Annotated in this window: 16 protein-coding genes; 12 read left to right on the forward strand and 4 right to left on the reverse strand. The window is 72.0% G+C overall.

The window, feature by feature from the left end:
- Positions 1–124: 124 nt before the first annotated feature.
- Both QOZ86_RS11425 and QOZ86_RS11430 read left to right on the forward strand, forming a co-directional pair.
- On the forward strand, positions 125–367 hold the full coding sequence (locus tag QOZ86_RS11425; RefSeq protein WP_284492086.1) for a hypothetical protein: 243 nt from the start codon (positions 125–127) through the stop codon (positions 365–367).
- Positions 368–470: 103 nt separating this feature from the next.
- Positions 471–1,628, forward strand: coding sequence for an LCP family protein (locus QOZ86_RS11430; protein ID WP_284492087.1), 1,158 nt, complete (start codon positions 471–473; stop codon positions 1,626–1,628).
- Between the two features lie 13 nt (positions 1,629–1,641).
- On the opposite strand, the gene QOZ86_RS11435 is transcribed toward QOZ86_RS11430, so the two are convergent.
- Complete coding sequence (locus tag QOZ86_RS11435; protein WP_284492088.1) at positions 1,642–2,961, reverse strand: UDP-glucose dehydrogenase family protein; 1,320 nt, start codon at positions 2,959–2,961, stop codon at positions 1,642–1,644.
- A 257-nt stretch (positions 2,962–3,218) separates the two neighbouring features.
- On the reverse strand, positions 3,219–4,253 hold the full coding sequence (locus QOZ86_RS11440; RefSeq protein ID WP_284492089.1) for a sugar transferase: 1,035 nt from the start codon (positions 4,251–4,253) through the stop codon (positions 3,219–3,221).
- A gap of 393 nt (positions 4,254–4,646) precedes the next feature.
- Between QOZ86_RS11440 and QOZ86_RS11445 the strand changes: the two genes are divergently transcribed.
- On the forward strand, positions 4,647–5,447 hold the full coding sequence (locus tag QOZ86_RS11445) for a hypothetical protein (RefSeq protein ID WP_284492090.1): 801 nt from the start codon (positions 4,647–4,649) through the stop codon (positions 5,445–5,447).
- A gap of 40 nt (positions 5,448–5,487) precedes the next feature.
- Here the strand turns inward: QOZ86_RS11445 and QOZ86_RS11450 are convergent, their stop codons facing one another.
- Positions 5,488–5,667 (reverse strand): hypothetical protein, encoded by a 180-nt coding sequence (locus QOZ86_RS11450; RefSeq protein ID WP_284492091.1) that lies wholly within the window; start codon positions 5,665–5,667, stop codon positions 5,488–5,490.
- Positions 5,668–5,993: 326 nt separating this feature from the next.
- Between QOZ86_RS11450 and QOZ86_RS11455 the strand changes: the two genes are divergently transcribed.
- The 9 genes from QOZ86_RS11455 (at position 5,994) to QOZ86_RS11495 (ending at position 12,094) form a co-directional block, all read left to right on the forward strand.
- Positions 5,994–8,315, forward strand: coding sequence for a putative bifunctional diguanylate cyclase/phosphodiesterase (locus QOZ86_RS11455; RefSeq protein ID WP_284492092.1), 2,322 nt, complete (start codon positions 5,994–5,996; stop codon positions 8,313–8,315).
- 76 nt (positions 8,316–8,391) lie between these two features.
- Entirely contained in the window at positions 8,392–8,781 is a 390-nt protein-coding gene (locus tag QOZ86_RS11460) for an S-adenosylmethionine decarboxylase (RefSeq protein ID WP_284492093.1), read from the forward strand.
- A 1-nt stretch (position 8,782) separates the two neighbouring features.
- The gene (locus tag QOZ86_RS11465; RefSeq protein ID WP_284492094.1) at positions 8,783–9,577 is read left to right on the forward strand and encodes a hypothetical protein; all 795 of its coding nucleotides are present in this window, start codon (positions 8,783–8,785) and stop codon (positions 9,575–9,577) included.
- Positions 9,578–9,810: 233 nt separating this feature from the next.
- The gene (locus QOZ86_RS11470) at positions 9,811–10,074 is read left to right on the forward strand and encodes a type II toxin-antitoxin system VapB family antitoxin (RefSeq protein WP_284492095.1); all 264 of its coding nucleotides are present in this window, start codon (positions 9,811–9,813) and stop codon (positions 10,072–10,074) included.
- Positions 10,071–10,481 carry a type II toxin-antitoxin system VapC family toxin gene (locus QOZ86_RS11475; protein ID WP_284492096.1) on the forward strand — a complete coding sequence of 137 codons (411 nt, stop codon included), beginning with the start codon at positions 10,071–10,073 and terminating at the stop codon, positions 10,479–10,481. The genes QOZ86_RS11470 and QOZ86_RS11475 overlap by 4 nt, the downstream gene beginning before the upstream one ends.
- Before the next feature lie 132 nt (positions 10,482–10,613).
- On the forward strand, positions 10,614–10,880 hold the full coding sequence (locus QOZ86_RS11480) for a ribbon-helix-helix protein, CopG family (RefSeq protein ID WP_284492097.1): 267 nt from the start codon (positions 10,614–10,616) through the stop codon (positions 10,878–10,880).
- Complete coding sequence (locus QOZ86_RS11485; RefSeq protein WP_284492098.1) at positions 10,877–11,278, forward strand: type II toxin-antitoxin system VapC family toxin; 402 nt, start codon at positions 10,877–10,879, stop codon at positions 11,276–11,278. Before QOZ86_RS11480 ends, QOZ86_RS11485 begins: the two co-directional genes overlap by 4 nt.
- 190 nt (positions 11,279–11,468) lie before the next feature.
- Positions 11,469–11,696, forward strand: coding sequence for an antitoxin (locus QOZ86_RS11490; RefSeq protein ID WP_284492099.1), 228 nt, complete (start codon positions 11,469–11,471; stop codon positions 11,694–11,696).
- Complete coding sequence (locus QOZ86_RS11495; RefSeq protein ID WP_284492100.1) at positions 11,693–12,094, forward strand: TA system VapC family ribonuclease toxin; 402 nt, start codon at positions 11,693–11,695, stop codon at positions 12,092–12,094. Before QOZ86_RS11490 ends, QOZ86_RS11495 begins: the two co-directional genes overlap by 4 nt.
- A gap of 186 nt (positions 12,095–12,280) precedes the next feature.
- Here the strand turns inward: QOZ86_RS11495 and nrfD are convergent, their stop codons facing one another.
- The gene (nrfD, locus tag QOZ86_RS11500) at positions 12,281–13,333 is read right to left on the reverse strand and encodes an NrfD/PsrC family molybdoenzyme membrane anchor subunit (RefSeq protein ID WP_284492101.1); all 1,053 of its coding nucleotides are present in this window, start codon (positions 13,331–13,333) and stop codon (positions 12,281–12,283) included.
- Position 13,334: the final 1 nt, after the last annotated feature.

Consider the following 13,334-nt stretch of genomic DNA (forward strand, 5'->3'; position numbering starts at 1 on the left):
AGCATGCATGGATCACATCTGCATCGGGCACACCAGCGAAACACAGAAGTACCCATCGGGTTTCGGCAAGCCACGCCGTGATCTTGAGTCGAGCAACCGAAGTGCTCTCCCCTAGGAAGAACACATGAGCGCAGTGTGGGTCGTTGCAGCGGTGTGGATGGGGCTCGCCCTGGTGTTCGGGCTCCTGCTCAGCGGAGCGATCCGCCTGGCCGACGCCAAGGAGTCGAGGACGTCGGGCCGGCTGAACTTCGTCGTCGACGGCGATCCGTTCGATGCGCCTCTGCCGGCTGCACCGGTGTTCGCGACGGCAAGGGCACCGCTGGCCGGGACGATCCCGTTCACGCGCCGCCCCGTCGACGGGGGCTGACCTCCCCCTCTCCCCGGCGGTGGTCACCCGACGTGAGCAGAACCGTCGGAAAGCCGCCTGGCGCGCCGTACCCTCGGTCGCGAGCAGGCCGGACGGGGGAGAGATGAGCACCGACGAACCAGGCGCGACGCCGCCCGCGGACTCCTCGTCCGCCGCGCGCGTTCGGCCGAACGTCACGGCGGAAGCCGGACCCGGCTCCCAGGACGACCCCCGGCCGGACCGAGGCACGGACGACGAGCAGGAGGCCGCCCCTCGGCGACGCCGGCTGCGCACCGTGCTGGTCAGCCTCGGCGTCCTCCTGGCCGTTCTGCTGCTCGTGGTCGGTGGCGGCTTCTGGTACCTCACCGAGCGCTACGCCGGCAACATCGACCGCGTCAGCGACGTCTTCGCAGACATCGATGCGGAAGCCCGCCCGGCACCGGCCACGCCGGTGCAGCCGGCCGCCGAGGACCCGGTCACCTTCCTGCTGGTCGGTTCGGACACCCGGGCAGAGCTCGAGCCCGGGGAGACTCCCGACGGCCGGTCCGACGCCATCATGCTGGCCAGGTTCTCCGCCGACCGTCAGCACGCGCAGGTCGTCTCGATTCCCCGCGACAGCTGGGTGGACATCCCCGGGCACGGCACGAACAAGATCAATGCCGCGTACGCCTTCGGTGGGCCCTCCCTGCTCATCCAGACGGCGGAGGAGCTCACCGGTGTGCGCATCGACCACTACGCGGCGATCGACTTCGACGGGCTGATCCAGGTGACCGACGACCTGGGTGGCGTCGACGTGGTGGTCGCCGAGACCACGTCGAACGGCCCGTACACGTTCCCCGCGGGCGAGAACCACCTGAACGGGAAGCAGGCCCGCTACTACCTGGGGCAGCGCTACGGACTGGCCGGCGGCGACTTCGACCGGGTGCGCCGGCAGCAGCAGTACCTGCAGGCGATGTTCGGCAAGCTCTTCAGCTCCGACACGTTCACCGACCCTGCTCGGCTGGACGCCGCACTGCTCGCGGTCACCAGCGCGGTGAAGCTCGACGACACGCTGGGCAACGGCGAGTTGCTGTCTCTCGCCTACTCGCTGCGCAGCCTGACGCCGGATCACGTCGAGTTCTTCACCGCCCCGGTGCTCGGCACCGGGATGGAGGGACCGGCCAGCGTCGTCTACCTGGACCAGACGGCCGGCGAGCGCATGTGGGAGTATCTGCGGAACGACTCCCTCGGGCAGAACGCCGACGAGTTCGCCGAGGACGCGCTGCCCGAGGTGCCGCGGTAGGAGGACCGGCGACTCAGCCGGCCCGGCGGCCGAGGGCGCGGTAGGACCACCCGGCCGCGGTCCACGCTTCGCGGTCGAGGGCGTTGCGGCCGTCGAGGACCCGCTTCTGCTTCACGATCCGGCCGAAGGCCACCGGGTCGAGCTGCCGGTACTGCTTCCACTCGGTGAGCACCAGGACGGCGTCGGCGCGCTCGGCGGCCTCCTCCGCGGTGTCGGCGTAGTCGAGCTGCGGCCACAGCCGCCGGCTGTTCTCGACCGCGGCCGGGTCGGTCACCCGGACGACGGCACCCTGCAGCTGCAGCTGGGCGGCGACGTTGAGCGCCGGGGAGTCACGGATGTCGTCGCTGTCGGGCTTGAAGGCCGCGCCGAGGACGGCGACCCGCTTGCCGAGCAGCGAGCCGTCGCAGACCTCGCGGGCGAGCTCCACCATGCGGAGGCGCCGCCGCATGTTGATGTTGTCCACCTCGCGCAGGAAGGTGAGCGCCTGGTCGGCTCCCAGCTCCCCCGCGCGGGCCATGAAGGCGCGGATGTCCTTGGGAAGGCAGCCGCCGCCGAATCCGAGGCCGGCGTTGAGGAACTTGCGGCCGATCCGGTCGTCGTAGCCGATCGCGTCGGCCAGGAGCTTCACGTCGGCGCCGGTGGCCTCGCACAACTCGGCCATGGCGTTGATGAACGAGATCTTCGTGGCGAGGAAGGAGTTCGCGGCCGTCTTCACCATCTCGGCGGTGGCGTAGTCGCTCTCCACCTTGGGGGTGCCGCGCTCGACGATCGTCGCGTACACCTCGTCGAGCAGCGCGCGGGCCGTGTCGCCGTCGGCGCCGGCCGGGAGGCCGTAGACCAGCCGGTCGGGGTGCAGCGTGTCCTCGACGGCGAAGCCCTCCCGGAGGAACTCCGGGTTCCAGGCGAGCAGCGCACCCGGCACCTTGGCCTCCACCAGCTCCGCCAGAGCTGCCGCGGTGCCGACCGGCACGGTCGACTTCCCGACCACCAGCTCCCCGGCCTCGAGCACTCCCAGCAGCGACTCGACCGCACCCTGCACGTAACGCATGTCGGCGGCGTACTCGCCCCGCTTCTGCGGGGTCCCGACGCAGACGAAGTGGACGGCGGAGCCGGCCGCGTCCGCGAAGTCGGTGGAGAAGCGCAGCCGCCCGGTCTCCAGGGTGCGCGCCAGCAGCTCCTCGAACCCGGGCTCGTAGAACGGCGCCTTCGCCTGGGACAGGGACTCGATCTTGGCCTCGTCCACGTCGATGCCCACGACGTCGTGGCCGAGCTCCGCCATGGAAGCGGCGTGCACCGCCCCGAGGTAGCCACAGCCGATGACCGAGATCTTCACGTCCTGCTCCTGTTCCACGCCCATGCAGGAGGACGGCACGTCGGACGGCCCCCGCTGATCACTCCGGACGGTAGAGCGTGGCCCGCGCCCGATGCCACCCCGGTAGGCATGACCAACCCGATCGGGACGAGATCCGGCTCACTTCTCCCCCAACACAGGGCGCACAGGGGCGATGCCGCCCGGCCTAGCGGGACATGCTGTCCAGCCCGCGGACTTCGGCGAGCCGGCCGAGGAGTGAGAGGCTTCCGCGTCTGCGGTCAGTACGCCCCTGAGCCGCGCAGCACTGCTCCGACGGTCTCCCAGAGGATCATGAAGTCGTACGTCAGCGACCAGTTCTCGACGTAGCGCACGTCGATCCGCACCGAGTCGTCCCACGACAGGTCCGACCGCCCGCTGACCTGCCACAGGCCGGTGAGCCCGGGCTTGACCAGGAACCGGCGGTGCATGTCGAACCCGTACCGCTCCACCTCCGTGGGCAACGGTGGGCGGGGACCGACGAGTGACATCTCGCCGCGCAGCACGTTGAACAACTGCGGCAGCTCGTCCAGGGAGTACCGGCGGAGCAGCTTGCCCACGCGCGTCATCCGCGGATCGGCCTTGTGCTTGAACAGCACGCTGTTGCCCTGGTTCTCCGCGGCGAGGCTGTCGACCATCCGGTCGGCGCCGACCACCATGCTGCGGAACTTCAGCATGGAGAAGGACCGACCGTCGCGGCCGACGCGCTCCTGTCGGAAGAAGAGCGGACCGCGGCTGGTCGTCTTGACGGCGAGCGCGATGCCCAGAAGGACGGGGAGCAGGACGAACACACCGACGCCGGCCGACGTCTTGTCGAACAGGTGCTTGGTGAGCCGCCGGACGCCCTTGAGCTCCGGACGCTCCATGTGCATCAGGGGAAGACCAGACACCGGGCGAATCCGTACGCGGGGCCCGACGATCTCGGTGACCGCCGGGGCGAGCAGCAACTCAGCCTGCGTCTTCTCGAGATCCCAGCCCAGCCTGCGGAGCGCCGGCCCGTCGAGCTCGGGGCAGGGCAGGACGGCGACGCTGTCGACCTCGTACTTGCTGACGACCTTGGCCACCTGTCTCAGATTTCCAAGGACGGGCAGCCCGTTGAAGGCGTCGGCAGCGGGGCGGTACTGGTCGGCCGGCAGGCAACAGCCGATGACGCGATAACCGGGGTACGCCTGGCGCTCCATCTGCTCGTCCAGAGCGGCGACCGCGTTGCAGTGGCCGACGAGGATCGTGGTCTGGAGGCGCGCACCCCGGCTGCGGGCGCGGTGCAGCCTCCTCAATTCCGTTAGCTCGCGATTACCGAAGTGGACCGCTCGGATTGAGCCTTGGCGTAATACTGCGTCGCTTGGGATTGCCCGCGCACCACCGATCCCGCTGGCGGGATCCAGGACGGATTCGCCGGGTCAGGACCGCCGCTCCGAACGCGGCGTGACCCCGACGTCAGGGACCACCGGAGGATGGAATGGGATCCGGCTGTCTCGCCCCCGTTGGTGGCGTCCACCCGAAACGGGGATCTGCACCCATTCCGTCACTTTCGGTCCGCGGCCCACGTAGTGGCCAGGCCGAGCGCTCCCCGCCCCACGTGCGTGGCGCCTGTGACGGACGTACAGAGCGGCTCCGACACGTGACGGTGCTGGCCTTCCAAGACCCCCACCCGGTCCTACGCTGCGGTCATGCCTTGTCCCGCTTGTGGGGCGACGGACACCCGCACGCAGATCCTCCCCGGTTACTGGCGCTGCGACGCCGTCGTCCCGGCCGCCCAGCCCGTCACCGTCGGCGCGGGAACATCGGGCGTGGCCGAGCCGGGCGAGTCAGCCCGCTGCGGCACCGCGTACCTCCAGACCCGCAGCGACGACGCCGGCGCGGCGGTGTGCCGATGTGGCACCCCGGCCGTGGGCGAGTGCTCCGAGTGCACCCGCATGGTGTGCGGCGACCACTCGGGCCTCTGGCAGGGCTGGCGGGTGTGCGACCGCGATCTGGCCAACGCCCGGCTCCGGGCGCGCAACGCCGCGGTCGCCGAGGAGCGCCAGGCCCGCGAGGCCGCGGCAGCCGCGGAGGCCGAGCGCCTGCGACAGCGGAGCACGCTGCTCGAGCTGGCCGACGAGGACGCGGTCTGGAACCTCTACGTCCGCTCCGAGCCGCGGACCGAGCAGGAGATCCGCTCGGCGGTCCACGTACTGCGCCGGCTGACCGCCGCCGAGTTCACCGACGCCTGCCTCTACGTCCTCCCCTACGCCGGCGCCCCCCGGACGCAGCGCAACGGCCTCAGCCGGCTCTCGGGCTGGCTGTTCACCGGGCCCGACTTCCACGGCCGCTCGTGGCTCCTGACCCGCAAGGGCGAGTGGCACCGCAGCGCCTCCGCCGGAACGGATCAGGGGCACCGGTGGAAGAAGGTGCGCTTCGACGACGTCGAGAAGCGCGCCGTCATCGACGAGATGGCCTGGCAGCAGTCGGTCGACAACGGTCTGGTCTGAAGGCCGTACCAGCCGCGGCCGGGCCATCCAGGCCCGTGCGCTACGCCGCCCTGGGCAGCAGGCGAAGACGTGCCCAGAAACCGGTGGTCTTCATCGACTCCTCGCCCGGCGAGCCGCCACCGGTACCGACGACCTCGACGTGGACTGCATGGTCGATGGCCTCTCCCCGCTCGCCCCCGGAGTCGGCGTGCTCCGGCGCAGCAGAAGCGATGGGCGGCACGGGGAGCAGGCGATGGACGTCGGACGGCCCGTAGGCGGACGGCGGTGCGGCGTGGCGGCCGTATCCCGCCGCTCCCACAGTGCGGAGGACGACGGTCGCGCTCGTCAGCGGTCCCGGATCGGCACCATGGCCGGCGATCCGCGGCGGCAGTCCTCCGTACCCGTGCGCAGTCTCCACACGTCCGTCATCGGCAGTCGAGGCGGCATCCGTGACCGTGCGCGCCGGCCGGCACCGCCGAGATCGCTCGAGCGGCGCGCCTCCCCCCTCCGGGTGATCCGGAGCCCGCATCGGTGCACCTGCCGCGCTCCGCCGCCGTTGTCCCCGACGTGGACCAGCGAGATCAGGACGCCGTCACGCGGCGGCGCCCCGGCCTCGCACTGTTCGTGACCATCGGCCTGGTCGCGCTGTTCGCCACCGGCATCGGGCCGCGCCCGGCCGGCGCGGCGTGGGACCGGACGTACGACGTCGTCCTCTACAACCTGCCCTACCTCGCCGCCGCGGCGGCGTGCGTGCTCGCGACGCGCCGGGTGCGCACCGAGCGACTCCTCTGGGCCGCGCTCGCCGCCGCACTGACCCTCGGCGCGATAGGCAACGTGCTGCGCGTGCTCTCCGCCGGCCTGCAGGGCAACGAGCCGTCCTCCGCGCTCTCGCACGTCGTCTCCTTCGCGGCCTACCTGCTCGTGTACGTGCCCCTCGTCGTGCTGATCCGCGCCCGGGTGCCGCGCTTCCACCCCAGCATGTGGCTCGACGGCGTCGTGGCCGCCCTCGGCAGCCTGTCCGCCGGGGTCGCCTTCCTGCTCGGCCCCCATCTCCGCACCGACCCCGGCGGGACACCGGTGGCCGCGGTCGATCTCGTGGCACCGATCACGACGGTGCTGCTCATCGCCGTGCTCATGGCCGTCGGCGGCATCCTCGGCGTGCGCCTCGACCGCACCTTCGTGCTCCTCGGCGCGGGGCTGGCCGCCCTCTGTGCCTCGGACATCGTCCTGTTCGCCCTCAAGGTGCAGGGCACCTACGTCGACGGCGGCCCGCTCGAACTCGGCTGGCTGCTCTGCGTCGTCCTGACCGCCGCGGCCGCCGACGGCGCGGTCGAGCGGCCGGCCCCCGTCGACGACACCGATTCCCGCATCGGCTGGCGGCTGCTCGCCGTGCCGCTCGCCTGCCTCGTGGCCAGCCTCGTGGTGCTGAGCCCGGCGTGGTCCGAGCCGGTGCCCGACATCGCGCGCTGGCTCGCCCTCGGCTGCGTCCTGGCCGGCGTCGTCCGCATCGCCGTGACCTTCCGCGAGGTCCGCGGCTACAACCAGGTCAAGCTCGAGTCGCGGACCGACGAGCTGACCCGGCTCGCCAACCGCCGCGCGCTGCTCGAGCAGGCCCAGCGCGTCGTCACCTCGGCGACCCCGGAGCGGCCCGCCGCTCTCCTGATCCTCGACCTCGACGGGTTCAAGGAGATCAACGACAGCCTCGGCCACTCCGCCGGCGACGACCTGCTGCGCCAGATCGGCCCGCGGCTGCGCAGCTCGCTGCGAGCCGGGGACGTCCTGGCCCGGCTCGGCGGCGACGAGTTCGCCGTCCTGATGCCGGCCGCGGAGCCGGCCGAGGCACGCGCGCTCGCCGGGCGGCTGTGCGACCTGCTGCTCGCGCCGTTCACGGTGGCCGGCGTCCGGCTGCACGTCGGCGTCAGCATCGGCGTCGCCACCACGCCGGCACCGGCGACGACCGTCGAGGAGCTGCTGCACTGCTCCGACGTCGCCATGTACAGCGCCAAACGCGCCCGCGAAGGCGTGCACGTCTACGTGCCCGACCCCGTCACCGGCACCTCCGGCAGCGACCGGCTGCGCACCATGGAGGAGCTGCGGACGGCGCTGGACGGGGACGAGCTGCGGGTCTACCTCCAGCCCCAGGTGGACATGCACGACGGCCGCATCGTGGGCGCCGAGGCGCTGGTCCGGTGGGACCACCCCACCCGGGGCCTGCTCATGCCCGGCTCCCTGCTCCCCGCGGCCGAGCAGGCCGGGTTGCTGCGGCCGCTGACCGACCGGGTGCTCGAACTGGCGCTCGCGGCGGCCGCCCGCTGGTGGCCCGAGCGCGAGGTGCCGGTGTCGGTCAACCTGTCGGCGGCGAACGTCACCGATCTCGACCTCGCCGGCAAGGTGGCCGCCGCGCTGCACCGGCACGGCCTACCCGCGCGGGCGCTCACGCTGGAGGTCGTCGAGGACACCCTCATGGCCGATCCCGAGCGCGGCCGCACGGTGCTCGCCGACCTGCGCGCCTCCGGCGTCCGCACGTCGATCGACGACTACGGCACGGGGTACAGCTCGCTGGCCTACCTGCGGCACCTGCCGGCCGACGAGCTGAAGCTCGATCGCAGCCTGACCGCCGACGTCGACCGCGATCCCCGGGCGGCCGCCATCGTGCAGAGCACCGTCGCGCTCGCCCACGCCCTGGGCCTGAGCCTGGTGGCCGAAGGGGTCGAGACCCTGGCGACCAGCACCACGCTCGCCCGCCTCGGCTGCGACGTCGCCCAGGGGTACGCCATCGCCCGCCCCATGCCGGTCGACGACTTCCTGCGCTGGCTGGCTGCCTGGGACTCGGGGCTGGTCGATGAATCGTTGATCCCCCAGTTGAGCCAGCGCCCGGTCGCCGACTGAGATGTGACCCGCGTGTCCGGCGCGACACGCCGGCACCGGTCAGCACGGTGTGCAGTCGACTGGGGACCATGGGCGAGTGACGCCGTCCTCACCCTCCCGGGAACTGGTTCACCGCCCCGTCGCCTGGCGCGACCTCGCGCCGGAGATCGTCCGGCAGCGACTGGTGATCGAGGGTGTGCCGGCCCGGCCCGTGGACGACGCGCAGATCCGGGCGTACCTCTCGGCGCTCTCGGGCGAGGTGGACATGGTGCAGCTCCTCGAGCCGGTGACCCACCGCTCCGACCTGTACGGCTGGGCCGGCTGGATCCACTGGGAGACGTCGGGGGCGCACTTCTACGCCTGGGAGCAGCCGCGGCTGTTCTTCTCGGTGGACATCTACACCTGCAAGGCGTTCGACCCGGACGTCGCCGTGGCGTTCACCGTCGACTTCTTCACCGCCCGCACCGTCGTCGCGAAATCCTTCTGACATGGCTCTCCGGCTGCTCGTGGCGCACTCCCCCGAGGAGCGGGACGCCGCACGACGGGTCGAGGCTCGGGTCTTCCTGCAGGCGTTCGGCAACACGCCCGAGGTCATGGAGCAGGAGTACGGGCCGTACGAGGCACGGTCGCGGTTCGTGGTGGTGATCGACGACGGGAGCGGAGCCGCCCTGGGCACCGCACGGCTGATCGTCGCCGCCGGGACCCCGGTGAAGACCCTGGTCGACGTGGCGGGTGAGCCGTGGCACCTGCAGGTGGCCGACCGCCTGGGAGCGGCCGGCCTCGCCCCCTGGGACGTGTGGGACGTGGCGAGCCTGGCCGTGGACCCCCGCTACCGCGCCGGCGCAGCGGGTGCCGAGCTCAGCGTGGCCCTGTGCCACGGCCTCTGGCGGTACGCCCGCAACTGCGACGTCCCCGGCCTGGTCACCATCGTCGACGACCGGGTGCGCCGGTTGCTGCGCGCGATGGGCGTGCCCTGGTACCCGATGACGGGGGCGGCGTCCCGGCCGTACCTGGGCTCGCCCGCCAGCACCCCGTGCGTCCTCGTCGCGCAGACGGCGGAGGAGAAGATGTCCCGGGCACGCCCGGACCTCGCGCCGGCCCTGGTCCACGGGCGGTTCCGGTCGATCACCGTCGACCCGGCCGACCTGGCGCCGAGCCGCGGCGCCGTCGTACAGCAGGCCGCACCGGCCGACCGGCCGCTGCCACCCCGCCGCGACACCACGGGGTGGCGACCGCCGGCGTCCCGCCGCGAGAGCGCGTCCGCGAACCCGCCCGTCGCGTAGCCCTGAGCAATCGCTGCCCGCAGTGGCGGAGCGCAGGCCGCGCGGGCCGACCGGGAGACGGAAGTTCCGGCCGGCGCCGACATCCGGCCGCCGACCGGCACGCCTTCGGCTTCCTCGCCCGAGTACCGGGTGAGCAGGACCAGCGTGCGGGAGCAGGCGGCGAACGCGTCGCCGCCGCGGGCCGGCGGCCCAGCGGTAGGTGGAAGGGTAGATGCACCGGGCAGACTTCCACCATGGGTCTCAACATCAAGAACCCGGAAACCGAGGAGCTCGCCCGCCAACTCGCCGACGCAACCGGCGAGAACCTCACGCGGGCCATCACCGTGGCGGTGCGCGAACGTCTCGATCGGGTTCGGCGCCGGGGCTCCGCCGCGGCATCCGATCGCACCGCCCTGCTCCAGAGGATCGCCGGGGACGCAGCCGATCGGTGGGTCGAGCCCTATCGCAGTAGCGACCACGGCGACCTCCTCTACGACGAGACAGGCCTGCCCCGATGATCGTCGACACGTCTGCTCTCATCGCGATCCTGCGCGGAGAACCGGACGCCGATCGCTACATCCAGGCGCTGGCCACCGCAGACGAGGCTCGCACCTCGGCCGCGACCTACCTGGAGACCGCCGTCGTGGTGGACGCCAACCGTGACCCGGTGCTCAGCGGCCGCTTCGACGACCTCCTGGCCGCGGTGCCCGTTACCGTCGAACCGGTCACGCGGTCGCAGGCGGACATCGCCCGCCGGGCCTACCGCGACTTCGGCAAGGGCAGCGGCCATCCCGCCCGCTTGAACTTCGGTGACTGCTTCACCTATGCGCTGGCCCGCGCCACCGGTGAACCACTGCTCTTCAAGGGCACCGGCTTCTCGGCGACCGATGTCACCCCGGCCCTCGATCCGGTGGATCCTGCCTGAGCAGGCCGCCGGCGACATCACGGGATGCCGTGTGGCGGGCGGTCGCCGCCAACGTCGACCTCGCCGTCGCCCAGTTACCGGAGGAACTTCTGATCTGGTACCGAACTGCGCTGGAGCGGTACCATCGCTTCCATGGCCACCAACCTGCGGTTGAGCGACGCGGCAGCGAAGGCCCTGCGCCAGGCCGCGGCGGCCACTGGGCGGCCGCAGCAGCAACTCATCCGCGAGGCCCTCGACCGGTACCTCGGCCTGGAGCCCGGCGAATCGGATCGTGCACGCGCCCGTGCGGCCGGATCGGTCCGACCCGGCACGCCGTTCCGTGACGTGGCGCCCACGGTGCACCTGCCACCGGGCGCGACCACCCGAGACCTGCTCGAGCCCGACGCCGACCCCCGGTGATCGTCTACCTCGACACCAGCGCCCTGCTCAAGCGGGTCATCGTCGAGCCAGAGTCGGCAGCTGTACGGGCACTGCTCAGCCGGTTGTCGGCAGCCGGCGATCTGCTCACCTCCTCGGCGCTCACCTGGATGGAGGTCGAACGCGCTCTGCGCCGCGCCGACGTTCCCGACCTCGGCCGGCTGACCGAAGCCGCTCTCTCCGGTATCGACGAGTTCCCGCTGCGACCCGTCGTCCTCGACCAGGCCAGGACCATCGGCCCGGCCACGCTGCGATCCCTGGACGCCATCCATCTGGCTTCCGCCATCGGCATCCGTGCCACGCAGCTGGTCACCTTCGACGAACGGTTGGCGGCCGCGGCCCGCGACGAGGGGATCGACGTGCTGGCGCCTGCGAGCTGAGACGGTGGAGTCGGCAGCCGGACGCACGCCGCCACACTCCGCTACCGCACAGTGCGCACGTCGGTGACCGGCAACCGGGAACCGGGGCACCGGCCCTCCATCACCCGCTCGCCGGCGCTCAGCCCTTGCCTTCGTCCGTCACTGTGATGCGAGAAGGTCGCACGTCGCATCACGACGCTAGGCTGTGTCGGTGCGCACCACCATCGACCTCCCCGAGGACATCCACCGGGTGGCAGCCGCCATCGCCCGCGACTCCAACAGCTCGTTGAGCGACACGGTCACCCGGCTGCTCCGCGCCGCCCTGGCTGCACCCGGACCGGTAAGGGTCAGCACGAGCCGCCGCACCGGCTTGCAGGTCGCCTCGCTCGGCCGAGTGGTCACCAGCGACGAGGTGCGCTCGCTGGACGACGACGGATGACGGTCCTGCTCGACGCCAATGCACTGATCGCGCTCACCGTCACCGACCACGTCCACCACGACCTCACGGAGGCGTGGTTCACGCAGCGCTCGGAACCCTTCGCGACCTGCCCCGTCACCCAAGGGGCACTCGTCCGATTCCTCCTCCGCGGCGGCGCGACCGCGCGGCAGGCCCTGGATCTGGTGCGCGCCCTCCGAGCGGCGGATGGACACGAGTTCTGGCCCGACGAACTCGGCTACGACGTCATCGACATGCGCGGGGTCGTCGGGCACAGGCAGGTGACCGACGCCTACCTGGCCGGGCTGACCCGCTCGCGAAACGGTCGACTGGCCACCTTCGACCGCGCCCTCGCAGCCCTCCACGACGACGTGGCGATGCTCCTCGACGGTGGCGACTGATGGTCCACCGGCCTGCGGCCGTCGGTCGCAGCAGAGTCGATGTCGGCCGGTCGCGTTCTGCCGGTGACGACCACCATCGACGGCCCCGGCCGCATCGTCGTCCCGAAGGCTCTGGCACGCACGCAGCCCACGGCGTCGAGATCATCGGCCCGAGCTGAACCGACGACGCCCGGAAGCGCCGCCGGGTCAGCGGGTGATCGTCGAGGCGTGCTCGTTCTCGCGGGCCGCCAGCCGCTCGCGCTGCGGGACGACGACGTACTTCGGGTCCTTCGTGCTGGCGATGCCGGCCTCGAAGACGCCGAACCGGGTGAGCAGCGACCCGGCAGCCAGCAACGTCCCCGACGCGACGGCCCCCAGCCGCGTCCGCCCGGCGATCGCGGTCAGCCCGGCGCCTGCGGCGGTGCACGTCTTGGCCGCCTGCATCAGCTTCCCGGGCCGGCCCTCGTGGTAGGGCTCGCTCTCGATGCCGTGGTCGTTCTCCACCTTGTGCATCGCGGCCAGCTCGACCACGGCACCGGTGATCGCCATCTTCCGCGCCGGCCCGGCCTCGGCCACCGGCGTGAACATCATCGTGATGCCACCACCTGCGGCCATCGCCGAGCCGCCGAACACGAACGGCAGCTGCGTGTGCGCCGCGTGCCACGACGGCACCGCGGTGTTGGCCAGCAGCACCCCGGTGTAGGTGGCCAGCGGCCCACCGAACAGCGCCGCCACCACCCCGCCGAAGCGCTTCAGCCGCGGGAACCAGCCCAGCAGCTCCACCGCCGCCGTCGCACCGGCCGCCGCGCTGAACGGTGCCAGGATGTAGGTGCCCACCGACAGCGGCGAGGTCACCTTGAGCACCCGCAGCATGTGCAGGAACCGCTCCGGCCGCCCCAGGTCGTGGATCAGGAACACCACCGACAGGATCGAGCCGCCACCGGCGGTCAGCCGGCCCACCCTCGTCAGCGCCGGCCGGTCGGTCACGTCGGCCAGCGCTGCCAGGATCGCCGACGAGCCGGCCGCCCCACCCAGGAACAGGTACAGCGGCACGTCCGGGCTCTTCCACACCGGCGTCTTCACGATCTGCCGGCCGTAGTACGACGTGAACTCGACGTCCTCGACCATCGCGACCTCGCCGCGACCCCGCCATCCGCCGCCCCGACGGCGCTTCTTGCCGCCGCCGCCGCGGCGCTGCGTCGCCGGGCCGGAGTCGGCCTGACGCCACCCCGAACCCGGACTGGTGATCCCGCCGGTCATG

Source organism: Blastococcus capsensis (genome assembly GCF_030165005.1).
GTDB lineage: Bacteria > Actinomycetota > Actinomycetes > Mycobacteriales > Geodermatophilaceae > Blastococcus > Blastococcus capsensis.

Excerpts from the sequence above, each read along its gene's own strand:
- QOZ86_RS11425 (WP_284492086.1), top strand. The coding sequence starts at position 125 with ATGAGCGCAGTGTGGGTCGTTGCAGCGGTGTGGATGGGGCTCGCCCTG.
- QOZ86_RS11430 (WP_284492087.1), top strand. The coding sequence starts at position 471 with ATGAGCACCGACGAACCAGGCGCGACGCCGCCCGCGGACTCCTCGTCC.
- QOZ86_RS11495 (WP_284492100.1), top strand. The coding sequence starts at position 11,693 with ATGACGGTCCTGCTCGACGCCAATGCACTGATCGCGCTCACCGTCACC.
- QOZ86_RS11445 (WP_284492090.1), top strand. The coding sequence starts at position 4,647 with ATGCCTTGTCCCGCTTGTGGGGCGACGGACACCCGCACGCAGATCCTC.
- QOZ86_RS11465 (WP_284492094.1), top strand. The coding sequence starts at position 8,783 with ATGGCTCTCCGGCTGCTCGTGGCGCACTCCCCCGAGGAGCGGGACGCC.
- QOZ86_RS11470 (WP_284492095.1), top strand. The coding sequence starts at position 9,811 with ATGGGTCTCAACATCAAGAACCCGGAAACCGAGGAGCTCGCCCGCCAA.
- nrfD (WP_284492101.1), bottom strand. The coding sequence starts at position 13,333 with ATGACCGGCGGGATCACCAGTCCGGGTTCGGGGTGGCGTCAGGCCGAC.
- QOZ86_RS11475 (WP_284492096.1), top strand. The coding sequence starts at position 10,071 with ATGATCGTCGACACGTCTGCTCTCATCGCGATCCTGCGCGGAGAACCG.
- QOZ86_RS11480 (WP_284492097.1), top strand. The coding sequence starts at position 10,614 with ATGGCCACCAACCTGCGGTTGAGCGACGCGGCAGCGAAGGCCCTGCGC.